Raw genomic sequence first — 26,392 nt, 5'->3', positions numbered from 1 at the left:
TCCTGCCATCTAAGAGGGGTGCACAATTTGGCTTTATCCCAACATGAGATGTTTGAAAAATTATTGGATCAACTCGACTTGGCGGCAGATGTCCGACAAGATCCTTCGTTGACCAGCGGCACGGTACAAAACGTGACCATTCATGAACAATCTCGGCGTTATGATTTCACTTTGGGGTTTGACGCGATCCTGCCATTTCAGACTTTCAATGCAATTGCGACCAAGTTGCCGTTAGTGTTTCAACAGATTGCTGCGACTGATTTATCGGTGGTGGTAACCCAGCCAACCATTACTGACGAGTTATTAGCTCAATATTGGCAGTACGTCGTGACCCATGCCGAAATTGGGACAGGAATTGTTCGCGAGTTATGTGAAAAACAAGTGCCAACACTTGAGAATGATCGTGCTGTGATCAAAACCGAAAATGAGCAAATTCGGCAATACTTGATTCAGCAAGGGCTCGGTAAGCTCGAAGAAACTTATCGTCAGGTTGGCTTCTCTGGCTTACGGATGCAAGCCGAAGTTGATGAGGAACAAGCAGCCCAATCGATGGCGGCTTTTCAGGCTCAAAGAGCTGAAGAAACCGCTAAAATGGCCAAGGCTGCTGCAGAAGTAGTGAAGCAGCAAGCGGCTAAACAAAAACAAGTTCAAACTGACGGCCCAGTTCAAATGGGGCGTCAGATGAAAATGACCGATGCCCCGCAACAAATGGTGACCATCACGCAAGAGGAACGTTCAGTGACGGTTGAAGGCTATGTTTTTGATGTTGAGGTTCGGGAACTGCGGTCTAAGCGGCAGTTACTAATTTTCAAAGTGACTGATTATAGCTCCAGCTTCATTGCAAAAAAATTCAGCAATGGTCCAGAAGATGAAGCCATGTTTGCGCGGATTCAAAAAGGTCAGTGGCTACGCGTGCGAGGCAGTGTTCAAGAGGACAACTATTCCCGTGAGCTGACGATTAATGCACAGGATATTCAAACTGTCTCCCATCCGGACCCAACCGATGATGCTGAAGGTGAGAAACGCGTTGAGTTACATCTGCACACCAATATGAGTCAAATGGACGCTATGAATCCAATTAGCGACTATGTGAAGCGGGCTAAAGAGTGGGGGCATAAGGCGATTGCTGTCACTGACCATGCAGGTTTGCAGGCTTATCCAGAGGCGCATTCAGCCGCTGTCAAAGCCGGTTTAAAAATGCTTTATGGTGTCGAGATAAACTTAGTTGATGATGGCACGCCGGTTGCTTACCGAGCAGATGAGCCGCGTGATTTAGCCAGCGCTGAATATGTGGTTTTTGACGTTGAAACCACTGGCTTATCAGCGGTTTACGACAAAGTGATTGAATTGGCTGCCGTCAAAATGAAAGACGGCAAAGTGATTGATCAATTCGAAGAAATGATCGATCCGGGTTTCCCACTTTCTGAACTGACAATTAATTTGACACATATCACTGATGACATGGTGCATGGATCGAAGTCTGAAGTCGACGTTTTCAAATTGTTTCAGCAGTTTTGCGATGGTGCCATTATGGTGGGTCATAATGTGACTTTCGATGTTGGCTTTTTGGATAATGGTTACGAGCGGCATGGATTGGCGGATATTGACAATCCGGTCATCGATACCTTGGAATTGTCGCGGATGCTGCATCCAGAACGGAAGAATCACAAGCTCGATACCTTGGCGAAGCAGTACAAAGTCAGCCTAGAACATCATCATCGCGCTAATGCCGATGCCGAGGCAACTGGTTATCTGCTTTATGCTTTGGAAAAAGAAGCGGCCAAGATGTATGGCATGACGACCCTCAATCAGTTGAATGATCGGGTTGGGGCGGGGGATGCCTATAAAGCTGCACGGCCAAGTCACGCGATTGTTTTTGCGAAAACACAAGCGGGATTGAAAAACCTTTTCAAATTAGTATCGTTGTCTAATGTTAAGTACTTCTATCGGGTGCCACGGGTGCCACGCAGTCAGCTGCAAAAACTGCGTGAAGGCTTGTTAGTCGGTTCGGCTTGTTCCAGCGGCGAAGTTTTCACAGCAATGATGCAAAAAGGCGAAGCGGAGGCCCGCGCCAAAGCGTCATTTTATGATTATCTAGAAGTGCAACCATTACCTGTCTATCAACCTTTGATCGAGGCTGGTTTGATCAAAGGCGAGGCACATCTAAAAGATATTATTCAAAAAATCATCAAAATTGGATCGGAACTGGAAAAACCAGTCGTAGCGACAGGCGACGCCCATTATTTGGATCAACATGACGCGATTTATCGACAGATTCTGATTCATAGTCAAGGCGGAGCCAATCCGCTCAATCGCCACAGTTTGCCAGATGTGCATTTTCGTTCGACAAGTGAGATGCTGACCGATTTTAGTTGGCTTGGGGAAGAGAAGGCCCACGAGCTGGTAGTTGATAATTCTAACTTGATTGCCAACTGGGTTGACGATGATATTACGCCGGTGAAGGATAAGCTTTACACACCTGAAGTACCTGGGGTGGAAGAAAATCTGAAACATGACGTGATGACCACGGCGCATGAATTGTATGGCGATCCTTTACCAGACATTGTGGCGCAGCGACTCGATAAAGAACTAAAAAGTATCATCGGTAACGGGTTCTCTGTTATTTACAACATCGCGCAACGGCTGGTTTTGAAGTCCAATAAAGACGGATACTTGGTTGGCTCTCGAGGATCAGTTGGGTCCAGTTTAGCCGCAACGATGGCTGGCATTACTGAGGTTAATCCTCTACCGCCGCATTATCGTTGTCCTAACTGTCAATACAGCGAATTCTTCACTCATGGCGAAATTGGGTCCGGTTTTGATTTGCCAGATAAACAATGCCCTAAATGCGGCGCTGATTTGCATAAAGATGGCCACGATATTCCGTTTGAAACTTTCTTAGGCTTCCACGGTGATAAAGTGCCGGATATTGATCTGAATTTCTCGGGTGACTATCAGCCAATTGCACATAACTATATCAAAGTCATGTTCGGTGAGGATCATAGTTTCCGTGCTGGGACCATTGGCACGGTTGCAGACAAAACGGCGTATGGTTATGTTAAAGCGTATGAACGTGACACGGGACAGCAACTGCGCGGTGCCGAGATTGATCGGCTGGCGCAAGGTGACACGGGGGTTAAACGTACCACTGGGCAACACCCGGCAGGTATTTTGATCGTGCCCGCTGACATGGATATTTATGATTTCACACCGATTCAGTACCCAGCTGATGATCAAAATGCTGCCTGGATGACCACGCACTTTGATTTCCATTCCATCCATGACAATATTTTGAAAATGGACGTGCTGGGGCATGATGACCCGACGATGATCCGGATGCTGCAAGATTTGTCCGGGGTTGAGCCAAAATCAATTCCAACGGACGATCCTGGCGTCATGGCGCTTTTTTCCGGCACCAAGAGTCTGGGTGTCACGCCGGAACAGATTAACTCGAAAATGGGGACGCTAGGCATTCCGGAATTTGGGACGCGTTTTGTTCGCGGAATGCTTGAGGAAACCAAGCCAACCACTTTCAGCGAACTGTTACAGATTTCCGGTTTGTCTCACGGGACCGATGTTTGGTTAGGTAACGCTGAAGAACTGATTAAGCAAGGCATTGTCACGCTTAAAGAAGTCATTGGTTGTCGTGACAACATTATGATGGACTTGATTCACTGGGGCATGGAAGATTCAATGGCATTTAACATCATGGAACATGTGCGTAAAGGTCGCGGTATTCCAGATGATTGGCAAAAGGCAATGCGTGAAAACGAGAACGTGCCTGATTGGTATATCGAGTCCTGCTTAAAGATCAAGTACATGTTTCCGAAAGCACATGCGACCGCCTATATCTTAATGGCGTTACGAATTGCTTGGTTTAAGGTCCATTACCCGTTGATCTATTACACGGCATATTTCTCGGTTCGAGCTGAAGACTTTGATCTTGCTGCCATGAGTCATGGCAAGGAAGCAGTCAAAGCGGCCATGAAGGAGATTACCGATAAAGGCATGGATGCCTCTACCAAGGAAAAGCAGTTGTTGACGGTTTTGGAAATCGCCAATGAATGTCTCGAACGCGGTTTTAAGATTAAAATGATTGATGTCACGAAGTCGGATTCGCACAATTTCTTGATTCAGGATGATCACACGATTCTGGCACCATTCCGTGCTGTTCCGGGCCTGGGCGATAACGTTGCCAAGCAAATCGTGGCCGCTCGTGAAGAAAAACCATTCCTGTCCAAGGAAGATCTGGCTAATCGTGGTAAGGTTTCGAAAACGTTGATTGATTATATGACAACAAACCATGTCTTGGATGACTTGCCAGACGAAAACCAATTATCGCTATTTGACGGTTTATTCTAGGCTTAATGCGATTTCATGCAAACTGTCATGAATGTTTAGAAAAAATGCGATGAATTGGCTTACAGGCTTACTAGCACAAAGGTCTGCTAGTTTGCAAGTAGTAACAATCTATGGTATTGTATCAATAGTAATGTAAGGTTCTGGCGGTGAGTGAGCAGCGATGCTCACTCTTTTTATTGGCGAACGTCACCATGTTCGCATCTGGAGACGTCAGAAGTGTTAGTCTTGAATGAGAAAGTAAAGGAGGCGGTGGCTTGAGTACGCAATCGGTTGTTGAAACCGTGACCGCTTTGGTCAAACCGATTTTGGACGACCATCATTTTTACCTCACGGATGTCGAGTTTGTGAAGGAAGGCGGCGGGTGGTACCTGCGTGTGTATATTGACAAGACAGGCGGCATTACACTGGACGAATGTGTGATGGTTAGTGAAGCCTTGTCAGAAAAGCTAGATGCCATGGATCCCGATCCAATCCCGCAGCAATATTTCCTTGAGGTTTCAAGTCCTGGTGCAGAACGGCCCTTGAAACATGAAACTGATTATGAACAAGCAGTTGGCGACTATATCCATGTCTCTTTATTCAAGAAACTGGACGGCAAGAAGGTTTTTGAAGGGACTTTAAAGGAGCTATTGCCTGACCAGTTGACATTGACGGTCAAAGATAAGAGCCGCAAGTTCGATCAGGTCATTGACCGGCAGTTGATCGCTTCAGCGCGGTTGGCGATCGAGTTCTAGTGGAGGTAAGAAAAGCATGTCAAAGGAAATGATCCAAGCACTTGACGCTCTTGAGCAAGAAAAGGGTGTCAAAAAAGAGGTCGTGATTGAAGCTTTGGAAGCCGCTTTGGTTTCTGCTTACAAGCGCAATTACAACCAAGCGCAAAATGTGGACGTCGAATTTGATCCTAAGCAAGGCGACATTCACATTTATGCGGTGAAGGAAGTTACTGACGAAGTTTTCGATTCACGGCTGGAAGTCAGCTTAAAAGAAGCGCTGGCGATTAACAAGGCTTATGAAATCGGTGACCAAATCAAATTTGAGGTCACACCAAAAGACTTCGGGCGTATCGCTGCACAAACTGCTAAGCAGGTTATTATGCAGCGGGTTCGTGAAGCTGAGCGCAGTATTGTTTATGACGAATATTCACAGTATGAAGATGAGATTCTTCAAGGGGTCGTTGAGCGCCGAGATAATCGGTTCATCTACGTCAACTTGGGTAAAATCGAAGCGGTCTTAGGCCGTCAAGATCAGATGCCTAACGAGAAGTATGAAGCCCATGATCGCATCAAGGTTTATGTGACCAAGGTTGAAAACACGAGCAAGGGTCCGCAAGTTTTCGTTAGTCGAACACATCCGGGTCTGGTTAAGCGGTTGTTTGAACAGGAGGTGCCAGAAATTTTTGACGGCACGGTAGAAATTGTCAACATTGCTCGTGAAGCAGGCGATCGGACTAAAATCGCTGTGCGATCAACCAATGACGCTGTTGATGCTGTCGGCACGACTGTTGGTCCGCGTGGTGCGCGCGTTCAAGCCGTCGTTAACGAGCTTTCAGGTGAGAACATGGATGTTGTGCAATGGGAGGAAGACCCAGCGGATTACATTGCCAACGCTTTGAATCCGGCTCAGGTTATCGCGGTTCAATTCAATGATGAGGCCAATGATCGTTCCGCTACTGTGATTGTGCCGGATTACCAGTTGTCCTTGGCAATTGGTAAAAAGGGGCAAAATGCGCGACTTGCTGCCAAGCTGACCGGCTATAAGATTGACATCAAGCCTGAATCTGAAGTTGAATTCGTTGATGATGATGAATTGCCTGAAGCAGAGGCTGAAGCGGCTGCTGAAACTAACGACAACGCAGATGCAGCAACTGACGCTGAGACAACGCCTGACAGTGATGCCGCTGCAGCAGATGATGCCGACGACGCCAAAACCGCCTCAGATGCACCAGATTCAGCTGATCAAGCGCCTGTAACGCCGAGTGCAACCGATCATCCGGCGCAAGCTTAAGGAGGCGAGCCATGAAAAAGCGTAAGATTCCAATGCGCAAGGACTTGCTAAGTAATCAGATGATGCCGAAAAAAGAACTGGTTCGCATCGTGAAGAACAAAGAAAATGTTGTCGCCATCGATCCTACCGGCAAAGCTGCTGGTCGCGGTGCCTATGTGGCACTTGATCCAGCCGCTGTGAAAGCAGCAAAGGGTAAGAAGCTGATTGACGCAGCATTTGGAATCACGATTGAACCAACCTTTTATGATGACCTATTCGCGTATGTCGATCATCAAAAGGCTCGTCAAGAACTATTCGGCAAGTGACGATGCAAAAACAAGCCGTATTGAATTTATTGGGTTTGGCCCGCCGCGCCAGTCGCTTAGTCACCGGAGATAATCTGGTCTTAGGAGCGATTCGCTCGCGTGAAGCTAAATTGGTTTATGTTGCCAATGATGCTAGTGCCAACACCCGCAAGAAGTTTTCGGATAAAAGCAGCTATTATGAAGTTCCTTTGGTTACAGAGTTTTCCAAAATGGAACTATCGCAGGCCATCGGCAGTGATCGCTCGATCATTGCCGTTGTGGATGCGGGCTTCGCCAAGAAGATGCAACAGCTGCTCACCTAAATTGCAGGGAGCGTGAAGAAATGGGCAAAAAACGCGTTTATGAATTTGCCAAAGAAATGCACGTCGATAATAAAGACGTCATCGATATCGCGAAGAACTTGGGTATCGAAGTAAAAAATCACATGTCCTCGATCGATCAAGATCAGGAAGCTAAGATCAAAGGTATGTTAAGCAAGCAGTCAGCTGGCAAAGCACCGTCATCACAGGCGGCAAAGACATCTGCTAAAGCAACCAAGACGAGTTCAGCGGCACACAAAGAGGCTGCTAAGAAGCCAGTCGCTGCCAGTGCCAAGTCAAACGATCATGCTGATGCTGCTGAGCATTCGCAGAAAAACGCAAAACCTGCTGCTAAGCAAGAAAATAAGCCGGCGCGGTCAAATAAGACCTCTGACGGCAAAATCATCTTGAGCAAGTCAACAATTTTGCGACCACGCAGCACACAAACGGCGCATACCAACACGAATCACAATCGTGGCGGCAATACAGCCAGCGCCAACAATACGGCTAATGGCCGGAATTCAAATCGCTCAAACAATAATAATAACAACCGTTCTGCGAACAATGCTAATCGTTCCGGTAACAATAATCGGTCTAACGAACGTAACCGTAATGACCGCAATCGTCGATTCGATAACCAGCGCGTCACAGGGCCAATGCCGCGTGCTGGCCGTCCCACGGCAGCTAATGGCAATCCCCGTCCTGTGGCAGGCAACGGTGGCAAGTTTGTTAAACCAGCGTCTGAACGTCAGCAACCAAAACGTCAGGAAGCGGTCAAACCGGCAAATGCAGCGAGTAAACGTTCTGAGCAACCTCGGACGGAACGGCCGCGCACTGAGCAGCCAGCTGCAACAACCAATCAACGCTTTACGAAACCGGCTCCAGTTCCAGCGGCGGCAGCACCAAAACCGGCAAGTGCCGGCAGCCAAGACAATCGCAATAGTCGGCGTGGCGGCGGGAACAGTAATTTTGGCCGCAGCAACAGTTATGGGAATCGTAACGGGTTTAACCGCAACAACCGGCGCAACAAGAAGAACAAGCGCCGTCAACAAAGCGCACCGAAGAAGGAAATGCCGCAGCGTAAAGAGCGGCCATTACCAGAAACACTGATTTATGAAGTTGGGATGAATGCGCAGGATCTTGGTAAGATTTTGCATCGCGAACCAGCTGAATTGATTAAGAAGCTCTTCATGTTGGGTGTGATGGTTAACCAAAACCAAAGCCTCGACAAAGATACCATCGAATTGTTGGCTACCGATTACGGGATTGACGCCCAAGAAAAGGTTCACGAAGATATTTCCGACTTGGACAAAGTGTTCGAAGAAGAAAACAAGAACCAAGACAACTTACAGCCACGGCCGCCAGTTGTTACTATCATGGGTCACGTTGATCATGGGAAGACAACCTTGCTTGATAAGCTGCGTCACACACATGTGACTGAAGGCGAAGCCGGCGGGATTACCCAGCATATCGGTGCTTATCAAGTTAAACTGCGTGATCGGTTAATTACGTTCTTGGATACACCTGGGCATGCGGCCTTCACTAACATGCGGGCGCGTGGTGCGGACATCACCGACATTGTTGTGCTGGTGGTTGCCGCTGATGATGGTGTGATGCCGCAGACGATTGAAGCGATTCATCATGCGCAGGCAGCCAAGGCACCGATCATCGTTGCGGTTAACAAGATCGACAAGCCAGGCGCTAACCCAGACCACGTCATGGAACAATTGACGGAATATGGGTTGATTCCTGAAGACTGGGGCGGCGACACGATTTTCGTCAAAATCTCAGCTAAATTTGGCAAGAACATCGATGAATTGTTGGAAATGATTTTACTTGAAGCCGATGTGCTCGAACTCAAAGCTAACCTTGATCAAAAAGCGGTTGGTACTGTGATCGAAGCACGTTTGGATAAGGGTAAGGGTCCTGTTGCTACCGTACTGGTTCAACAAGGTACGCTGCATACAGGTGATCCAATCGTTGTCGGGAATACTTTCGGCCGCGTCCGTGCCATGACTAATGATCATGGCCGGCGGGTCAAAGATGCTTTGCCATCAATGCCTGTTGAAATCACTGGTATCAACGATGTGCCACAATCGGCTGACAAGTTTGTTGTCTTTGCCGATGAACGCACCGCGCGTGCTGCTGGTGAGGAACGGGCCAAGCGGGCACAGGAAGAAGAACGTAAGAACACCAACCATGTCACGTTGGATAATCTTTTTGAAACAATGAAGGAAGGTCAGCTGAAAGAAGTTGACGTCATCATCAAGGCCGATGTGCAAGGCTCAGTTGAAGCCTTGGCTGGCAGTCTTGAGAAAATCGAAGTTAAGGGTGTTCGGGTGAATATTATTCATCAGGCCGTTGGCGCGATTAACGAAAGTGACGTTACCCTTGCAGCTGCAAGTAACGCGATCATCATTGGCTTTAACGTTCGCCCAACTGCGCTGGCAAAAGCCCAAGCAGAACAAGACGATGTTGATATTCGGTTGCATAGTGTCATTTACAAGGCGATCGAAGAAGTCGAAGCTGCGATGAAGGGTATGCTGGAACCAACCTATGAAGAAAAGGTGATCGGAACAGTGACTGTTCGCGAAACAATTCCGGTTTCTAAGGTTGGTACCGTTGTCGGTGGTTATGTCGATTCCGGCTATATTACCCGCGACGCTGGTGTCCGTCTCGTTCGCGATGGCATCGTCAAGTACGAAGGTAAACTCGGCTCCTTGCGTCGCTTTAAAGACGATGTCAAGGAAGTCCGTCAAGGCTTTGAACTTGGCCTGACCATTGAGAACTACAACGACATTAAAGTCGATGATCAAATTGAAGCCTTCACAATGGAACAGGTTCCAGTGAAGTAACTAACCCAAACGTATCTCAGGATTTAATGATACCGACTGTTTTGAAGGAGGTAGGCAGATATGAAACATCGTATCGGTCGAGTTGAGACTCAGATCCAACGTGAAGTTGACGATATCTTGTTGAAAGATGTCAACGATCCGCGGGTTAAAGGCGTGACGATTACCGGAGTCAAACTGACCGGTGATCTGCAACATGCCACCATTTTCTACAGCATTCTCGATGATGCGCCTGACAAAGTCGAAGCAGCCCAAACCGGTCTGGACAAGGCCAGTGGACTCATTCGCCGCGAAGTCGGGCAGCGTATCCGGTTATTTAAAGTTCCGGAAATCGAGTTTGCCCAAGACAAATCCGTTCAATACGGCGCACGCATCGATCAACTGATCAATGAAGTACGACGGAAGAATCTTGAATAAGCGCCACTTAAAAGAAGGATCTGACTGCTGCTAGTGGTCAGGTCTTTTTTTATAATCGATAACTGATACTGTGTCAGCAATAGGAGGATTGTGTATCTGGTTTGAATTTTGAAATCGAATGCGGAGCCGACTCGTAGCTGCGGTGTTTAAGGAGCCTTACAGAGACAGTCCAAAGTCGCGGTGCAAAAATAGATTTGTGGTTCTTACCTCATATCCCCTAGACAATCTTTTGAATCTAAACCGTAATAGAACCATCAATTCAAACCTTCAGACTTTACCGCCCAACAGCTTTAGGTTTTCAAGCTTGCACGGTATAATAATAATCATTGAGAAAGGAAGGATCACGATCAAGTTACTAGGTGCCTTATACGGACCATTCTTCTCAGCGCATAATTGGCAACTGGCATTTTCTGTTAGCGGCCTCGTGACCATTTTCAGCTTGATCTTGCTAGAATGCATGCTATCAGTCGACAACGCTGTCGTGCTCGCTGCACAAACCGAGCAGCTCAAGGTCGAATCAGAACGAAAAAAAGCTCTGATGTACGGTATGGGTGGTGCATACATATTCCGCTTCATTGCTATCGGACTAGGTACTTACTTATTGCAATTCTGGCCGATCAAAGCGATTGGTGCGGCGTATCTTGTCTGGATGAGTGCGAGTTATTTTTATGAAGTGCGCCATCCAAAAAATCAGAGAGGGACGCATGGAAAACGACCTCACGGGCTTTGGGGGACAGTCATTCAAATTGAGAGTCTCGATATCGTATTTTCGGTTGATTCAATTTTGGCGGCCTTGGCAGTGTCCAGCAATCCGGTGATTGTTTTGATTGGCGGTTGTCTCGGTATCTTTGCTATGCGGCTGGTGGCGCAGGTCATCACCACCTTTATTGATCGTGTTCCGGAACTTGAAACCGCAGCTTATATTCTTGTAGGTCTCATTGCCATTAAGCTAGGTCTCAGTCTGCCAATGATTGATGTGAAAACGCCAGACTGGCTTTTTTCGGTCCTAGTGGTGCTTGTTTTCATCTGGGCCGGCTGGCGACATGTCGAGCATGAAAAACATCATCATAGTATGTATAAAAAATCAAAACCATGAAAGGAACTGCCATGAACGGGATTTTGCCGTTATATAAACCCACTGGCATGACCAGTGCTGATGCGGTGTATCATGCCCGCAAGATTCTTGGTATCAAAAAAATTGGCCATTCCGGCACCCTTGATCCTAATGTGGACGGCGTGCTGCCGCTGGCGATTGGTGCAGGCACTAAAGCGGTGCCGCAATTAATGGCCAGTGGGAAAGTCTACACCGGAGAAATCACGTTAGGTTTTGCGACGACAACCGAGGATTTGGATGGGGAAGTTGTTGATAAAACGCCTTTAACGCAGCCGTTTACAGCTGATCAGTTGGATGCTGCATTGACTGCGTGGACAGGAAACATCACACAGATTCCGCCGATGTTTTCGGCGGTCAAGGTCAATGGTCGCCGGCTTTACGAATATGCGCGCGCCGGTGAAACTGTGAAGCGGCCAGAACGACAGGCTACGGTGTCACAGTTTACACGTACCGATGAACCGGTTTTTTCAGCCACTGATGGCACCCAGCGTTTTCGGTTTGAGGTCCATGTTTCTAAGGGAACCTACATTAGAACACTAGCAGTGGATGTTGGCAAAACGCTGGGAGTTGCTGCGGTGATGAGTCAATTGACGCGAGTAAAAAGCGGCGGGTTTACGTTGAACCAGGCGGTTAGCATTCAGCAATTGAAGGCGCATGCCGCGGCAGGTACTTTAGCCGATGTGATTCAACCGATTGATATTGCTTTTGCCGATCTGCCTCAAGTTGATTTGACCGTAGAACAATTTGAGGCAATCAGTCATGGCCGCTTTTTATCGCTCGATCAGCAGACTCCGCGCGTTCGTCTGCATTTTGCAGGCGTTCTTAAGGCTATCTATCGCCGAGAAGACGATCAGTATCGGCCAGATTTAATGTTTTTAGCTAATGAAAAGAATGTGTGAAAATTTATGAAAACAATTGATATTCAGCCGCCATTGCAGGTGTCCGCGGCCCCGCCACAGCCCATCGTCTTGACCTTGGGCTTCTTTGACGGCGTCCATCGCGGCCATCAAGCGGTGATTAAAACCGGCAAGAAGATCGCTTTAGCAAAAAAGATACCGTTGGCGGTGATGACGTTCAATATTCATCCAGCCGTCGTTTATCGTGGGGTTTCCGAAACCGATATTCGGTATTTATCCACTCGTGAAGAGAAAATCAGAATTATGCAGTCACTGGGCGTGGACTATTTGTATGTGGTTCACTTTACCCCAGATTTCGCTGCGCTGACGCCGCAAGCATTTGTCGATCAGTATTTGGTCGGTCTGAAGGCGGATACGGTAGTTGCAGGTTTTGACTATACTTATGGCAAGCGGGATGTTGCATCTATGGCTTTATTGCCAAAATATGCTCGTGGCCGGTTTGATGTCATCAGCGTGCCGGAACTCGCTGAGGATGGTCAAAAGGTCAGTTCAACCCGAATCCGGCATGCACTCGATTCCAGAGATATTGATACGGCCAATGATTTTCTGGGTTATACCTATACAACTGCTGGTAAGGTGGTTCATGGTGAGGCGCGTGGCCGTTTGCTTGGCTTCCCAACAATCAATTTGGAGACACTTGGCCAACAGCGATTACCAGGCATTGGTATTTATGCAGTGAAGGTCAAAGTTGGCACCACTTGGTATTTAGGCATGGCCTCCATTGGCCGTAATGTCACGTTTGGCGCCGATCGAGACGTGACACTTGAGATTAATTTACTTGATTTTAATCAAATGATTTATGGCGAAACCGTTCAAGTTCGCTGGTATCACTATTTACGCGGTGAAGTGAAATTTGCTGGTGCTGATGCCTTGATTGATCAATTGAAAAAAGATGAAACTGCCGTCCGAGACTATTTTGCCGCAAAGAAGGGTTAATATGGCAGGTGCTTATCTTCACATACCATTTTGTGAACATATTTGTTACTACTGCGATTTCAACAAAGTTTTCATCGAAGGCCAGCCAGTTGATGATTATGTGGCCATGCTGCTAAAAGAAATGCGGATGGTGATGGCCGAACATCCTGAAGAAAAAATTCAGACGGTTTATGTCGGTGGTGGCACGCCCAGCACGCTGACACCGACACAATTGGCTACATTGTGTCAGGGTATTCATGATATCCTACATTTTGATCAAGGGGAGTTTACTTTTGAAGCTAACCCCAATGACTTGCTCACGACCGAAAAATTGCAAGTGCTACATGATTATGGTGTCAACCGTTTGTCGATTGGCGTGCAATCGTTTAATGATGATGTATTACGCCGAATCGGCCGGATACATCGAGCAAAAGATGTTTACACTGCCATTGCTAACGCCCGTCAAGTCGGGTTTGATAATATTTCGATTGATTTGATTTTTCGACTACCTGATCAAAGCCGCGATGACTTTCTGACCAGTTTGCAAAAGGCGTTGGCACTGGATCTGCCGCATTACTCAACGTATTCCCTAATTTTGGAACGTAAAACGATCTTCTATAATCTGATGCGACAGGGCAAGTTGCGCTTGCCGACCCAAGACGTCGAGGCCGATATGTATCAAGATGCGATCGATCTCATGGAAGCACATGGCCGACATCAATATGAAATTAGTAATTTTGCAAAAGACGGGTACCAGTGTGAGCATAACTTGCTTTATTGGCGCAATGACAAGTACTTTGGCTTCGGTGCTGGCGCGTTTGGGTATCTTGGTCGTGATCGCTACCACAACTATGGTCCTATTAAGCAGTATTTAACACCATTACATGCTGACCACTTGCCGGTCCTTGAACATCATTTGGTGCCACAGTCAGAACAGATCGAAGAAGAAATGTTTTTAGGCTTGCGGACGATGCAGGGGGTCAGTGAAGCGCGGTTTTATGATCGCTACCACATGACAGTTGACGCCATTTATGGTGAAACTGTGCCGGAACTGGTCAGTCAAGGTTTGGTTGTGCGCCAAGATGGCTACATTCGCCTGACCAACAAAGGCAAGTTCCTCGGCAACGAGGTTTTTCAACGTTTCTTGATTGATGAGCCGCTTGTTTAAGTGCTAAAAGAAACGACTGTGTTGTTAAAATGCACTTGCCATAATTTTCACTAGAAACGTTCACAATCTAGCAATCGTACCTTGACTTTGCTAACCTCGCTTGGTATATTATTCATTGTATTAGCACTCATATAAAACGAGTGCTAAAGGTGAGGTGAGAAAATGTTGACGAAACGGCAATTGCTCGTCTTAAAAGAGATCATCCGGTTGTTTACTGAAAGTGGCCAGCCGGTGGGCTCAAAGACGTTAATGCAAGAGCTGCCGGTTCACGTCAGTTCTGCGACGATCCGCAACGACATGGCAGCGCTGGAAGATGCCGGTCTGATCACCAAGACCCATAGCAGTTCAGGTCGAGTTCCTTCGACACAAGGCTATCGCTACTATCTTGATCATCTTGTTGAACCCGTGCGCGTCTCTCGCCATGATTTGGCAACGATCAAGCAGGAGCTTGGCCAGCGTTACAGCAAAATGGACGAAATTGTGGCACAAAGCGCGCAGATTCTATCAAATCTGACGAGCTACACTGCCATTAGTCTCGGTCCGGAAGTCAACAATATTAAGCTCACTGGGTTCCGACTCGTACCACTAGGTAACCATCAAGTCATGGCCATTTTGGTCACGAATAATGGTAATGTCGAAAATCAGGTGTTCACCGTCCCGCCGTCCATTTCTTCCGATGAACTTGAAAAAGCCATCAGAATTGTGAATGATCAGCTGGTCGGGTTGCCATTGGTTCAGGTAGCACAGCGGCTGAGGACGGATGTCCCGTCCATGCTAATGCAGTATTTGACCAGCCCAGACGGCTTCCTTGATATTTTTGGCAATGTCTTAAAGTCAGCTGCCTCTGAACGTTTTTATGTTGGTGGGCGGTTGAACTTGATGGATTACCTTGGCGATTCGGATATTCACGAGCTGAAAAAGATCATGTCGTTGATCGATGCGGATCACGGCGATCTGACTGAGTTGCTGGGCGGCCCGATCCGCCAAACACCGGTTCAAGTGCGACTGGGTCCGGAGTTAAAACCTATTGATCTAGCGAACCTCAGCTTGATCACTGCTAGTTATGATGTTGGTGGTCACGGTACCGGTATGATCGCCCTCTTGGGACCGACGCAAATGCCGTACTCCAAGATGATCGGCTTGCTCGACGTTTTTCGCGAAGAGCTAGCTAAACGGTTGACAGACTACTATGCCAACTTTGATCAATAATCATGTTAGCAAATAGCATCAGTTGGTGTTTTTAAGCCAACTGATGCGTTTAAAGAATAGCGTGAACTGACACGTTCAGAAATCGGCGCACAAATGCAATGGTCTTTTTTGGGCATTGTGCATGTGTTCCTTATGGATAGGCTTTTACGTCAGGAAACGCGTTAAAGGAGGATACCATGGCAGAACAAAAAGCAAAGCATGCAGCAAACGCCGCAAAGAAAGCTGAAAAGTCTGCTGATACGAAAGAGACTTCGTTAAAAGAAGATATTTTACAAGAAAGTATCGCGGATCTTAACGAACAACTTTCGAACAGTAAACATGACGGCGAGCAGTTGAAGCAAGAACGCGACGACTTTGAAGATAAATACCTGCGTGCCGCTGCAGAAATTCAAAATATGAATGCTCGCTTCGAGAAAGAGCAGCAAAAGCTGTTGAAATATGATGGGCAAAAGTTGGCTAAAGCCATTTTGCCAGTTGTTGATAATCTCGAGCGGGCGCTTGCAACCGAGGCCAAAGATGACAGTGCAGTTTCCCTGAAGAAGGGTGTTCAAATGGTTTACGACCATCTGGAACGCGCTTTGAAGGAAAACGGCATCACTGCCATTGATGGTGCCGGGGACAAGTTCGATCCCAATACCCAGCAAGCCGTTCAAACGGTCGCAGCGGATGATCAACATCCAGCTGACACAGTCGCGCAGGTATTGCAAAAGGGGTATTACCTCAAGGATCGTGTGTTGCGTCCTGCTATGGTTGTCGTTGCAAAATAATTAATCTGAAAATAAAGAAGGTATAAACTATGAGTAAAGTTATTGGTATTGATTTAGGGACTACCAACTCAGCTGTTGCGGTTCTGGAAGGCAATCAGCCAAAAATTATCACCAACCCTGAAGGCAATCGGACCACGCCATCTGTTGTTGCATTTAAAGATGGTGAAATCCAAGTCGGTGAAGTGGCCAAGCGCCAAGCGATCACTAACCCAGACACGATTGTTTCCATTAAGCGCCATATGGGTGAAGCTAACTACAAAGTCAAGGTTGGCGATAAGGAATACACCCCTCAGGAAATTTCTGCGATGATTTTGCAATACATCAAGAAGTTCTCTGAAGATTATCTTGGTGAACCAGTTAAGGACGCCGTTATTACCGTACCGGCTTACTTTAATGATAGCCAACGGCAGGCCACCAAGGATGCCGGCAAGATTGCTGGTTTGAATGTTCAGCGGATTATCAATGAACCAACCGCTTCTGCCTTGGCTTATGGCTTGGACAAAGGCGACAAGGACGAAAAGATTTTGGTTTACGACCTTGGCGGTGGGACCTTTGATGTTTCCATTCTGCAATTAGGCGACGGGGTCTTTGAAGTGCTGTCGACCAATGGTGATACCCATTTGGGCGGTGATGATTTTGATAACAAGATCATCGACTGGCTAGTTGCTGAATTTAAGAAAGACAACAACATTGATTTGTCCAAGGATAAAATGGCGATGCAACGGCTGAAGGATGCCGCTGAAAAGGCTAAGAAGGATCTGTCCGGGGTTACCCAGACACAGATCAGCTTGCCATTTATCTCTGCTGGCCCTAATGGCCCGTTGCATTTGGAACGTACCTTGACGCGGGCACAGTTTGACGAAATGACCGCTGACCTGGTTGCCAAGACCAAGATCCCAGTCGAAAATGCTTTGAAGGATGCCAAGTTGACCAACGCTGACATCGACAAGGTTATTTTAAATGGTGGTTCAACTCGGACACCAGCAGTTCAGGAAGCAGTTAAACAGTGGACTGGCAAGGACCCAGACCACAGCATTAACCCAGACGAAGCGGTTGCGCTTGGTGCTGCCATTCAAGGCGGGGTCATCTCTGGTGATGTCAAGGATGTTGTGCTGTTGGATGTAACGCCGTTGTCTCTTGGGATTGAAACCATGGGCGGTGTCTTCACCAAACTGATTGATCGTAATACCACAATCCCAACCTCAAAGAGTCAAGTCTTCTCTACTGCAGCAGATAGTCAACCAGCCGTTGATATCCACGTACTTCAAGGGGAACGGCCAATGGCAGCTGACGATAAGACACTCGGGCGCTTCGAGTTGACGGATATTCCGCCAGCACCACGTGGCGTTCCTCAGATCGAAGTTAAATTCGATATTGATAAGAACGGCATTGTTCAGGTTTCTGCGAAGGATCTTGGCACCGGCAAGTCGCAAAACATCACCATCAAGAGTTCTAGCGGTTTGTCCGATGAAGAAATTGAACGGATGAAGAAGGAAGCCGAAGAAAACGCCGATGCCGACGAAAAGCGTAAAGAAGAAGTCGACTTAAAGAATGACGTCGATCAGCTGCTCTTCCAAACCGATAAGACATTGAAAGATGTTGACGGTAAGGTGCCTGAAGAAGACATCAAGAAGGTCAAGGATGCTCAGGAAGCCTTGAAGAAGGCTCAACAAGAAAACAACTTGGACGACATGAAGCAAAAACGGGATGACTTGAACAAACTGGTTCAGGATATGACCGTGAAGTTGTACGAAAATGCCCAGAAGAATCAGCAGGCGCAAGGCGGCCCAGCCAGCGGTGCAGCAACTGATGCAGGCGCAGCTCAAGGCAGCGATGATAAAAAGTCTGACGATGACACCATTAATGGTGACTACAAGGATGTTTCCGACGACGATAAGAAGTAACATGTTGTATCATGAGCAAGAAGCCGAAGCCGCGGCGCGGTTTTGGCTTTTTGTTTGAATTATGCTATGCTGAACAGGCATTTTCAGTCATGATCTGAATCGAGGAGGAACTATGGCGGATCAGAAAGATTATTATGAGACACTCGGTGTAAGCCGAGATGCCGATGATGACACCATTCGTAAAGCGTTCCGCAAGCTTTCGAAGAAATACCATCCGGATCTCAACCATGCACCAGGGGCTGAGCAGAAGTTCAAAGACATTAATGAAGCCTATCAGGTTTTGTCTGATCCCCAAAAACGGGCGGCCTATGACCAGTATGGTTCTGCTGACGGTCCGCAAGGGTTTGGCGGCGCTGGTGCTGGTCAAGGCGGATTTAGTGACTTTGGCGGCGGACAAGGCGGTTTTGGCGGATTTGACGATATCTTCAGTCAATTCTTTGGCGGTGCCGGCGGTGGTGCGCAGGCTAATCCATCCGCTCCGCGCCAAGGAGCCGATTTGCAATACCGCATGGACCTAACGTTTGAGGAAGCTATTTTTGGTAAAGACACCAAAATTTCCTATGATCGTGAAGCCGTTTGTCACACCTGCAATGGCAGCGGCGCTAAACCTGGTACCAGCCCAGTGACCTGTCATAAGTGTCACGGTAGTGGGTATATTCAGGTTCAGCGCAATACCGCATTTGGCGCGATGATGACGCGGCAGGTTTGCGATGTTTGCGGCGGCACAGGTAAGGAAATCAAGGAAAAGTGCCCGACTTGTCATGGCACTGGCCACGAACAGGAACGTCACACCATCGATGTGAAAGTACCGGCTGGTGTTGAAGATGGCCAGCAAATGCGACTACAGCAGGCTGGTGAAGCTGGAACCAACGGTGGCCCTTATGGTGATCTCTATATTGTTTTCCGAGTCGCACCAAGCAAAAAGTATCAACGTGACGGTTCAGAAATCTATCTGACCATTCCGTTGAGCTTTGCTCAGGCAGCCTTAGGTGACGAGATCAAAGTCGACACCGTTCATGGTGCAGTTGAATTGAAAATTCCTGCTGGCACCCAAAGCCAGACGAAGTTCAGACTTCGCGGCAAAGGGGCACCACGCCTACGAGGCAACGGCACTGGTGATCAGATTGTCACCGTTGAAGTGCAGACGCCAAAGCATTTGAATGAGAAGCAAAAGTCAGCCTTAATGCAGTTCGCAGCCGCTAGTGGCGAGGATGTCACCCCGCACAATGGCACGCTGTTCGATCGGGTTAAGGAAGCTTTTAAAGGCGGTAAGTAAGCAAAAAGCGATCCTATATGGATCGCTTTTTTGATGGGGACATGTTTGAATCGTTACAGAATGGAATCAAGATCAAACTGACACTACCTTTAGTTGTCCGTTTCTACCGAGCTGCGCCAAGCTCTGCTATAATAGAACTCATATCACATTCGCTTAGAAAGTAGGCACTACTAAACATGAATCAAGAAGAAATGCTGGACCGCCAAAAGCATATCCGCAATTTTTCGATCATCGCCCACATTGATCACGGGAAGTCGACCCTTGCTGATCGTATTTTGGAGTTGACCGATACCATTGCCAAACGTGATATGCAGGCGCAGGTGCTAGACGATATGGCACTTGAACGTGAACGTGGCATTACCATTAAACTAAATGCGGTTGAACTGCATTACAAAGCTAAAAATGGCGAAACTTATATTTTTCATCTAATTGACACACCGGGACATGTTGACTTCAGCTATGAAGTCAGCCGCAGTCTGGCGGCCTGTGAAGGGGCCTTGCTGGTCGTGGATGCTACCCAAGGCGTCGAAGCCCAGACGTTAGCCAACGTCTATTTAGCGATCGATGATGACCTTGAAATCATCCCGGTCATTAACAAGGTTGATTTACCGAGTGCCCAGCCAGATGTCGTTAAAGAGGAAATTGAAGAGATGATCGGGCTGGATGCCTCCGATGCTATTTTGGCCAGTGGTAAAACCGGCCTAGGCGTGCCTGAAATTCTTGAGCGGATTGTGACCGATGTGCCAGCACCATCTGGCGATTTGAATGCGCCATTACAAGCACTGATTTTTGACTCGGTTTATGACGATTACCGTGGCGTTGTGCTTGATGTGCGCGTCAAGGAAGGCCAAGTTAAAGTCGGCGACACCATTCAGCTGATGAGCAATGGCAAGCAATTTCAAGTGACCGAAGTCGGCGTGATGTCGCCTAAAGCGGTCAAACGTGATTTTCTAATGGTCGGAGATGTTGGCTATATCACAGCCGCGATCAAAACCATTCAGGATACTCGTGTGGGTGATACGGTGACCTTAGCGGATCGGCCAGCAGAAAAGCCGCTGAAAGGCTATCGCAAAATCACGCCAATGGTGTATTCAGGCCTTTTCCCAGTTGATAATGCCAAGTTTAACGATTTGCGCGAGGCGCTCGAAAAGCTGCAGTTGAACGATGCGGCTTTGGAATTTGAACCAGAAACTTCGCAGGCGCTTGGTTTTGGCTTCCGATGCGGGTTCTTAGGTTTGCTGCATATGGATGTCGTCCAAGAGCGACTAGAACGCGATTACGACCTTGACTTGATCATGACCGCGCCAAGTGTGGATTATGAAATCATCATGACCGATGGCACTGAAAAAACGATCGACAATCCAGCTGACATGCCAGAAGTTAGCGAAATCAAAGAAATTCGCGAACCGTATGTCAAAGCCTCAATCATGGTGCCTAATGATTATGTCGGGCCAGTCATGGAGTTATCGCAACGTAAGCGCGGCGAGTTTGTGACGATGGATTATTTAGACAAGTATCGGGTGAATGTGATTTACAACTTGCCGCTTTCAGAAATCATTTACGACTTCTTCGATGATCTCAAGAGCAGCACGAAGGGATACGCCAGTCTGGACTATGAAATCACCGGCTATCGCCAAAGTGATCTGGTTAAGATGGACATCTTGCTCAATGGCGATCCTGTCGATGCGCTCAGTACCATCGTGCACAAGGACTTTGCTTACGAACGCGGCAAGGCCATTGTTGCGCGTCTGAAAACCACGATACCGCGTCAACAGTTTGAAATTCCGATTCAGGCCGCGATTGGCAATAAAGTCATTGCCAGAAGCACCGTGAAGGCTTACCGTAAAAACGTTCTTGCAAAATGTTATGGCGGCGACATCACGCGGAAACGGAAGCTTTTAGAGAAGCAAAAGGCTGGTAAGAAGCGGATGAAATCAGTGGGGTCTGTGGAAGTTCCACAAGAAGCGTTTATGAGTATTCTGAAGATGAATGATGAGGAAAGCCAAGGTAAATAGGCAGTTCTGTTTTCATAGAAACAAAGACCTTGGTGATTTGCCCACCTCTTCTTCAAAACAAGCAAAAAGCAGGCCGTTGTGACCTGCTTTTTTTATGCCTCGTGTTGGTGGTCATCTTCATGTTCATCAACGAGTGTTTTTGCTTTGTGGGCTAACTTTCGCTCCGGTTTAAAGAGCTGATAGGCGCCATAGGAAACTAGGCCGCCGATGGCAGTGATGCTGAAAACGAGTAAGTAGAGTGTGGCATCAAGTGTGGGATGGGGGATGTCATCGAGCTTTTGCGTGACTTTCTTTTCTGTGATCGCTGTACGATGCTTGAGATTCATTGCTTTCACCTCGTTTGAACGACTGGGTACACAGTATGAAATTCCTCGACCACGACCATGGATGATTCTGGATCAAATTGAATGCCATTCGCTTGATATTCCTGACTGAAAAAGGCTTGATGGACTTCACGCCAACTAGCTAAGGATTGATCGTCTTCTCCTTCGCGTTTAGCAATATCGGCAGTCACTTTCATAAATGGCGTCACAAAAACATTGTCCGTGAAAGTCAAGGCAACAGGCTTATCCGCCCGATTCAAGATAATATTATAGACGCCGGCGTTGGGTAGCGGATCCTGTTCAATAGTATACAGCTCAAAGCCGCTTGAAGTTGCGGTTTTCTTGCCGGTTTTAACCAATGCAGCGAGTTTATCAGCAAATTTGGCACCGCCGAGTTGGTAAGCATCTTCATAGGTGTCAGCGGGCAAATCTAGAGCAGCCTTGGCGTGGGCAAAAAAATCATCTAATTCCTGTTGGTCAGCCATGGCATTCACATCCTTTCTTTATCATCATTATCACACAATAAGCTGGCCGTTGCATGATGATGTGTTTGAAAAATCCTTGTCACTAGCTGCTATCCTGATGTTGCCGATTATCGCCATAACGTGCTCGCAATTGCAAAAGGCTTACATGTGAAAAATAAGGCCACGGTTTTGACCGTTTGCCTTAAGACCACTTACGCGCCGTTTTTTAAGTGTGGTTTGTTCGCGCTCACAAAAAAACCGGCTCCGCAAAGGATACCGGTTGTTTTATTAAAGTTGAACCGCGTCCACAACCGCAGAAACTGAAGCTGTGAAGGTCCTCCAGACTAGAAGACCTGTTCGTCGATTTTACGCATTACAATCTTAGGAACGGTAAGGCCAAGCTCATCAGCCAAAATTTTCATGGCTTCTTCGCGGGTCTTAATTTTATCCATGTCCCACATGATATTTGCAATGCGGCCATTTTCATAGTCAAAAGGCTCTTCGTAGAAGTAATCATCGTCATTGTCTTTGTGAAGTTTTGCCGAAACCTTCTTGGACAATGCCCGAGTGTAATCGCGATCGATCATTTCCGGAACGTCCTTTTCAGTGACGTAACCGACTTTCTCGATTTGGGCAGCTGCTTTATCGACGGCCTCGTCAGAAACGTTAATTTCTTTACCGACCTTTTCATTGAATTGGTCTTGAGATTTTGCCATGGTGCTTCCTCCTTATCGCATGACCAACTTAAGCTGATCACACATCTTAAGTCGCTGACTGGAGTTGGGCTTATTCACAATTTAATTATATCACGTTTTCAATGAGTCGCACGGATGGCTTGAATTGAATGTCCGACACAATAACATGTCATGCCGATACGCATTCTGTTTGTGTTACTGTCAGTCAGCATCTGCCAAAGATAACTTAGGCTTACCGGTTAATTCGCTAAGCTTTCTCTGGTATACTGGATCGGTTAGAAAGGAACGAGACGATATGACGCAGTATCAATGGCAACTCGCCCCACAACCTGCAGCAGCTGATGAGCATGCGCTTAGCGAGACATTGGGTGTCCCACCATTTTTAGCGACCCTGTTGCTGCAACGCGGGATTAATGATCAGGCAGATTATGATGCGTTCGTGCACCCAGACACTAGTCGATTGCATGATCCATTCGCCTTGCATGACATGGATAAAGCCGTTGCCCGGATTTTGAAGGCAATTGAGCAAAATGAAAAAATCACGATTTATGGCGATTACGATGTTGATGGGTTGACCAGCAGTGCCATCATGCTTGAGACCTTGCAAAGTCTGGGCGCCGATCCGGATGTGTTTATTCCTGATCGCTTCACCGATGGTTATGGGCCGAATGCCGAAGTTTATGCTTATTTGCAAAAAACTGGCACACAGTTGGTAATCACCGTTGATAACGGTGTTGCTGGTGCCGCAGTCATCGATCCGGCACAGGCTGCAGGCATGGATGTGGTGGTGATCGATCATCACGAGTTGCCAGCAAATTTGCCGCATGCGGTGGCCGTTGTTCATCCACGGCATCCAGATGGCGATTATCCGTTCGGTGATCTTTCTGGGGCTGGCGTTGCCTTTAAGGTTGCAACGGCCTTATTAGGCGAACCACCGTTAGAAAGCGTTGACTTGGCAGCTTTGGGTACCATTGCTGATCTGGTCAGCTTAACCGATGAAAATCGGGTGATTGCGCAATTAGGCTTAAAAATGATCCAGACTCAGCCGCGGGTTGGGCTTGCGGCTATTTTAAAGGAAGCCGGTGTTGCTCCGGAAACCGTGAATGAAACAACGGTCGGTTTTGTCATCGGACCGCGGTTGAATGCACTTGGGCGGATGGGCGACGCGAATCCTGGCGTAACGTTGCTGACGACATTTGAGGATGACGTTGCTGCTGAGTTGGCCGAACAAGTCGGCAAGCTAAATCAGGAACGACAAGGATTAGTTGCAAAGATCGCTCAGGAAGCTTTGACGATGGCACAGGCGCCGGAAAACCAAGCGGCCAAAACATTATTGCTGGCCAGTAAAGGTTGGCATGAAGGGGTTGTCGGGATTGTGGCCAGCAAGGTTGTCGAAGCAACAGGCAAGCCAACGTTAATTATGAACATTGCAGATGATGGCGAAACTGCCAAAGGCTCAGGTCGCTCGATCGAGGCTTATCATCTTTTCAAAGCTTTAGAGCCAGCAAAGGAACACATGGTCCATTTTGGCGGCCATCATATGGCAGTCGGGCTCACAGCTAAAACAACGGATTTACCAGCGATTCATGCGCAGATGGAGGTGGCTGCGGCAACAATGCTGGAAACTGTTCCGAAACCAACGCTGCCTATCTCAACGAGGCTGGAAGATGCTGATTTGACATTGGATCACTATCAATTGATCCGTCAGTTAGCACCGTTTGGTCAAGGCAATCCCGAACCGGTTTTCTCAGTACGCCCGCAAGTTATCCAAAATGTGAAACAGATTGGTAAAGAAAACAATCACCTGCGTTTTCAAATTGACCAAGGCATCAATGTGATTGGTTTTGGCTATGGTGATGCTGCGGAAACACTGGCAACGGCACAGGCCGTTAAATTGGCAGTTCAGCTGGATCAAAACACTTGGCAAGGTCATACCAGTCTACAACTCATGTTGAAAGACTATGAAGTCAAACAGCCGCAAGTCATTGACTGGCGAATGCCAACGATTGACGGCGGCCAGTTCAAAGCCAGCCGCACGTATGTGTTTTTTGATGCGAAAGTAAAGCAACAGTTTGAGCGGCAATTTTCCTTTGGTGGGCCAACGACCATCGCTGCTCAGGTTCAAGCGCCTTTAGCGAATGCAGTTTTAGTCGACTTGCCAAAAGATGCTGCCGCGTTGCATCAGGTGATGCAGTATGTGCAGCCACCTGTTGCCGTCATGTTTTACGGCGCACCAAGCCGCTTGGTTGCTATACCGACGCGGGCAGAATTTGGGGCCGTGTTGCGTTTTCTGAAGGCCCATCCTGGGTTCGACAAGCATCACATTCCAGCGATTGCTAAGGCGGTCCATTTAACCGTCCATCAAGTGATCTTAGCGGTTCAGGTGTTTTTTGAACTCGATTTTGTTACAATAGAGGGTGCTTTTATTTCTCCAGTCACAGCCCCGGCGAAAAAGCCGCTGCAAACGGCGAAGGCTTATGCAGCGCGTGCAGCCTTTCTAGATCTGGCGCAACAGTTACAGACCATGCCGCGCGCTCAGCTTGAAACCATGTTGCTGACGGAGCATTCAGACAGTGAGGTAGAATCATGACCATCAACTTTAAAGATTACATTGCCAGTGTGCAGGATTACCCTGAACCAGGGATTATTTTTCGTGATATTTCACCTTTGATGGCAGATGGCAAAGCCTATGCTGCAGCGACAGATGAAATTGCTGCTTACGCACAGGACAAAGGCGTTGAAATGATCGTCGGCCCAGAAGCACGCGGATTCATTGTTGGCTGTCCAGTGGCGTACAAGCTGGGTATTGGCTTTGCTCCGGCGCGGAAAAAGGGGAAGCTGCCACGGCCAACCGTTAAAGCCAGCTACGATCTTGAATATGGCGAAGCCACCTTATACTTGCATAAAGATGCGATTAAACCTGGCCAACGTGTCCTAGTTTGCGACGATCTGTTGGCCACTGGCGGCACAATTGCTGCTACGATTCGCTTGGTCGAACAGCTGGGCGGCATCGTTGTTGGCACCGCCTTTTTGATTGAGCTAAGCGACTTGCACGGCCGCGACAAGATCAAAGACTATGACATGTTCACGCTGATGTCATACACTGGCGCATGATAGTGGTATTTTCAGTCAAAATGCCCTAGTATTTTAAGTGGTATCGGGATTAACGTAAGACAGAGCGTGAGCCAGTGCGGTTAGCAGCTGGCGTGTAAGCGGCCTTGGGCGTGATGGCCGTCTTTTGACCATTGCGACCAAGGTCCTTACATGCATGTAGGTTGGCTACGCAAGGTGGCGCATTTAAGCAAGAGCGTGAGCAGTCGCGCTTAGAAACCGGCGTGTAAGTGGCCTCAGGCGTGATGACCGGGTTTGGGCCCATCGCACTCGAG

The 26,392-nt window shown here is 47.7% G+C and carries 21 protein-coding genes; 18 read left to right on the top strand and 3 right to left on the bottom strand.

The genetic code is table 11. The features are described from left to right. The first annotated feature begins 27 nt into the window (after positions 1–27). The 16 genes from AC07KQ_RS07835 to lepA all read left to right on the top strand — a co-directional run bounded on the left by AC07KQ_RS07835 (position 28) and on the right by lepA (position 21,524). Entirely contained in the window at positions 28–4,362 is a 4,335-nt protein-coding gene (locus AC07KQ_RS07835; RefSeq protein ID WP_016388466.1) for a PolC-type DNA polymerase III, read from the top strand. A gap of 254 nt (positions 4,363–4,616) precedes the next feature. Further along, positions 4,617–5,096: a ribosome maturation factor RimP gene (gene rimP / locus AC07KQ_RS07830; protein WP_003565790.1), complete on the top strand. Its 480-nt coding sequence runs from the start codon at positions 4,617–4,619 to the stop codon at positions 5,094–5,096. A gap of 16 nt (positions 5,097–5,112) precedes the next feature. Beyond that, entirely contained in the window at positions 5,113–6,366 is a 1,254-nt protein-coding gene (gene nusA, locus AC07KQ_RS07825; protein ID WP_003565788.1) for a transcription termination factor NusA, read from the top strand. Between the two features lie 11 nt (positions 6,367–6,377). Continuing rightward, entirely contained in the window at positions 6,378–6,671 is a 294-nt protein-coding gene (gene rnpM / locus AC07KQ_RS07820; protein WP_003565786.1) for an RNase P modulator RnpM, read from the top strand. A 2-nt stretch (positions 6,672–6,673) separates the two neighbouring features. Further along, positions 6,674–6,973: a YlxQ-related RNA-binding protein gene (locus tag AC07KQ_RS07815; RefSeq protein ID WP_003565784.1), complete on the top strand. Its 300-nt coding sequence runs from the start codon at positions 6,674–6,676 to the stop codon at positions 6,971–6,973. A 20-nt stretch (positions 6,974–6,993) separates the two neighbouring features. Further along, positions 6,994–9,825, top strand: a complete 2,832-nt coding sequence (gene infB, locus AC07KQ_RS07810; protein WP_016388465.1) for a translation initiation factor IF-2 — start codon at positions 6,994–6,996, stop codon at positions 9,823–9,825. A gap of 60 nt (positions 9,826–9,885) precedes the next feature. Beyond that, positions 9,886–10,239, top strand: a complete 354-nt coding sequence (rbfA, locus tag AC07KQ_RS07805; protein ID WP_003565780.1) for a 30S ribosome-binding factor RbfA — start codon at positions 9,886–9,888, stop codon at positions 10,237–10,239. Between the two features lie 304 nt (positions 10,240–10,543). After that, entirely contained in the window at positions 10,544–11,335 is a 792-nt protein-coding gene (locus tag AC07KQ_RS07800; RefSeq protein ID WP_003579352.1) for a TerC family protein, read from the top strand. Positions 11,336–11,346: 11 nt separating this feature from the next. Continuing rightward, on the top strand, positions 11,347–12,252 hold the full coding sequence (gene truB / locus AC07KQ_RS07795; protein ID WP_016388464.1) for a tRNA pseudouridine(55) synthase TruB: 906 nt from the start codon (positions 11,347–11,349) through the stop codon (positions 12,250–12,252). 6 nt (positions 12,253–12,258) lie between these two features. Then, positions 12,259–13,206 carry a riboflavin biosynthesis protein RibF gene (ribF, locus tag AC07KQ_RS07790; protein WP_016388463.1) on the top strand — a complete coding sequence of 316 codons (948 nt, stop codon included), beginning with the start codon at positions 12,259–12,261 and terminating at the stop codon, positions 13,204–13,206. Position 13,207: 1 nt separating this feature from the next. After that, the gene (hemW, locus tag AC07KQ_RS07785; protein WP_003565753.1) at positions 13,208–14,353 is read left to right on the top strand and encodes a radical SAM family heme chaperone HemW; all 1,146 of its coding nucleotides are present in this window, start codon (positions 13,208–13,210) and stop codon (positions 14,351–14,353) included. A gap of 162 nt (positions 14,354–14,515) precedes the next feature. Beyond that, positions 14,516–15,562, top strand: a complete 1,047-nt coding sequence (hrcA, locus tag AC07KQ_RS07780; RefSeq protein ID WP_003565751.1) for a heat-inducible transcriptional repressor HrcA — start codon at positions 14,516–14,518, stop codon at positions 15,560–15,562. Between the two features lie 176 nt (positions 15,563–15,738). Next, positions 15,739–16,329: a nucleotide exchange factor GrpE gene (gene grpE / locus AC07KQ_RS07775; protein ID WP_003565749.1), complete on the top strand. Its 591-nt coding sequence runs from the start codon at positions 15,739–15,741 to the stop codon at positions 16,327–16,329. A 29-nt stretch (positions 16,330–16,358) separates the two neighbouring features. Beyond that, positions 16,359–18,233 (top strand): molecular chaperone DnaK, encoded by a 1,875-nt coding sequence (gene dnaK / locus AC07KQ_RS07770; RefSeq protein WP_003565747.1) that lies wholly within the window; start codon positions 16,359–16,361, stop codon positions 18,231–18,233. A gap of 112 nt (positions 18,234–18,345) precedes the next feature. Then, complete coding sequence (gene dnaJ / locus AC07KQ_RS07765) at positions 18,346–19,509, top strand: molecular chaperone DnaJ (protein WP_003565745.1); 1,164 nt, start codon at positions 18,346–18,348, stop codon at positions 19,507–19,509. A gap of 176 nt (positions 19,510–19,685) precedes the next feature. Then, positions 19,686–21,524: a translation elongation factor 4 gene (lepA, locus tag AC07KQ_RS07760; RefSeq protein WP_003575274.1), complete on the top strand. Its 1,839-nt coding sequence runs from the start codon at positions 19,686–19,688 to the stop codon at positions 21,522–21,524. A 92-nt stretch (positions 21,525–21,616) separates the two neighbouring features. Here the strand turns inward: lepA and AC07KQ_RS07755 are convergent, their stop codons facing one another. The 3 genes from AC07KQ_RS07755 to AC07KQ_RS07745 form a co-directional block, all read right to left on the bottom strand. Then, positions 21,617–21,850, bottom strand: a complete 234-nt coding sequence (locus AC07KQ_RS07755; RefSeq protein WP_003565739.1) for a hypothetical protein — start codon at positions 21,848–21,850, stop codon at positions 21,617–21,619. A gap of 5 nt (positions 21,851–21,855) precedes the next feature. Continuing rightward, positions 21,856–22,332, bottom strand: coding sequence for an ASCH domain-containing protein (locus AC07KQ_RS07750; RefSeq protein ID WP_003605231.1), 477 nt, complete (start codon positions 22,330–22,332; stop codon positions 21,856–21,858). Positions 22,333–22,655: 323 nt separating this feature from the next. After that, on the bottom strand, positions 22,656–23,027 hold the full coding sequence (locus tag AC07KQ_RS07745) for a hypothetical protein (protein WP_003565736.1): 372 nt from the start codon (positions 23,025–23,027) through the stop codon (positions 22,656–22,658). A 274-nt stretch (positions 23,028–23,301) separates the two neighbouring features. Between AC07KQ_RS07745 and recJ the strand changes: the two genes are divergently transcribed. Both recJ and AC07KQ_RS07735 read left to right on the top strand, forming a co-directional pair. Continuing rightward, a complete protein-coding gene (recJ, locus tag AC07KQ_RS07740) occupies positions 23,302–25,596 on the top strand; it encodes a single-stranded-DNA-specific exonuclease RecJ (RefSeq protein WP_480156534.1) in 2,295 nt (764 codons plus the stop codon). Further along, entirely contained in the window at positions 25,593–26,120 is a 528-nt protein-coding gene (locus AC07KQ_RS07735; RefSeq protein WP_003565731.1) for an adenine phosphoribosyltransferase, read from the top strand. The genes recJ and AC07KQ_RS07735 overlap by 4 nt, the downstream gene beginning before the upstream one ends. Positions 26,121–26,392: the final 272 nt, after the last annotated feature.

The sequence above is a fragment of the Lacticaseibacillus sp. YLM2-1 genome, from assembly GCF_056583465.1.
Note: the sequence above shows the minus strand (reverse complement) of the source record. Positions and strands in the feature narration are given on the sequence as shown.

What these genes read in the sequence shown, in the direction of transcription:
- hemW (WP_003565753.1), top strand. Translation starts at nt 13,208, where the DNA reads ATGGCAGGTGCTTATCTTCACATACCATTTTGTGAACATATTTGTTAC.
- infB (WP_016388465.1), top strand. Translation starts at nt 6,994, where the DNA reads ATGGGCAAAAAACGCGTTTATGAATTTGCCAAAGAAATGCACGTCGAT.
- nusA (WP_003565788.1), top strand. Translation starts at nt 5,113, where the DNA reads ATGTCAAAGGAAATGATCCAAGCACTTGACGCTCTTGAGCAAGAAAAG.
- hrcA (WP_003565751.1), top strand. Translation starts at nt 14,516, where the DNA reads ATGTTGACGAAACGGCAATTGCTCGTCTTAAAAGAGATCATCCGGTTG.
- grpE (WP_003565749.1), top strand. Translation starts at nt 15,739, where the DNA reads ATGGCAGAACAAAAAGCAAAGCATGCAGCAAACGCCGCAAAGAAAGCT.
- AC07KQ_RS07735 (WP_003565731.1), top strand. Translation starts at nt 25,593, where the DNA reads ATGACCATCAACTTTAAAGATTACATTGCCAGTGTGCAGGATTACCCT.
- AC07KQ_RS07815 (WP_003565784.1), top strand. Translation starts at nt 6,674, where the DNA reads ATGCAAAAACAAGCCGTATTGAATTTATTGGGTTTGGCCCGCCGCGCC.
- rbfA (WP_003565780.1), top strand. Translation starts at nt 9,886, where the DNA reads ATGAAACATCGTATCGGTCGAGTTGAGACTCAGATCCAACGTGAAGTT.
- AC07KQ_RS07745 (WP_003565736.1), bottom strand. Translation starts at nt 23,027, where the DNA reads ATGGCAAAATCTCAAGACCAATTCAATGAAAAGGTCGGTAAAGAAATT.
- ribF (WP_016388463.1), top strand. Translation starts at nt 12,259, where the DNA reads ATGAAAACAATTGATATTCAGCCGCCATTGCAGGTGTCCGCGGCCCCG.
- recJ (WP_480156534.1), top strand. Translation starts at nt 23,302, where the DNA reads ATGACGCAGTATCAATGGCAACTCGCCCCACAACCTGCAGCAGCTGAT.
- AC07KQ_RS07755 (WP_003565739.1), bottom strand. Translation starts at nt 21,850, where the DNA reads ATGAATCTCAAGCATCGTACAGCGATCACAGAAAAGAAAGTCACGCAA.
- AC07KQ_RS07750 (WP_003605231.1), bottom strand. Translation starts at nt 22,332, where the DNA reads ATGGCTGACCAACAGGAATTAGATGATTTTTTTGCCCACGCCAAGGCT.
- dnaJ (WP_003565745.1), top strand. Translation starts at nt 18,346, where the DNA reads ATGGCGGATCAGAAAGATTATTATGAGACACTCGGTGTAAGCCGAGAT.
- truB (WP_016388464.1), top strand. Translation starts at nt 11,347, where the DNA reads ATGAACGGGATTTTGCCGTTATATAAACCCACTGGCATGACCAGTGCT.
- lepA (WP_003575274.1), top strand. Translation starts at nt 19,686, where the DNA reads ATGAATCAAGAAGAAATGCTGGACCGCCAAAAGCATATCCGCAATTTT.
- rnpM (WP_003565786.1), top strand. Translation starts at nt 6,378, where the DNA reads ATGAAAAAGCGTAAGATTCCAATGCGCAAGGACTTGCTAAGTAATCAG.
- dnaK (WP_003565747.1), top strand. Translation starts at nt 16,359, where the DNA reads ATGAGTAAAGTTATTGGTATTGATTTAGGGACTACCAACTCAGCTGTT.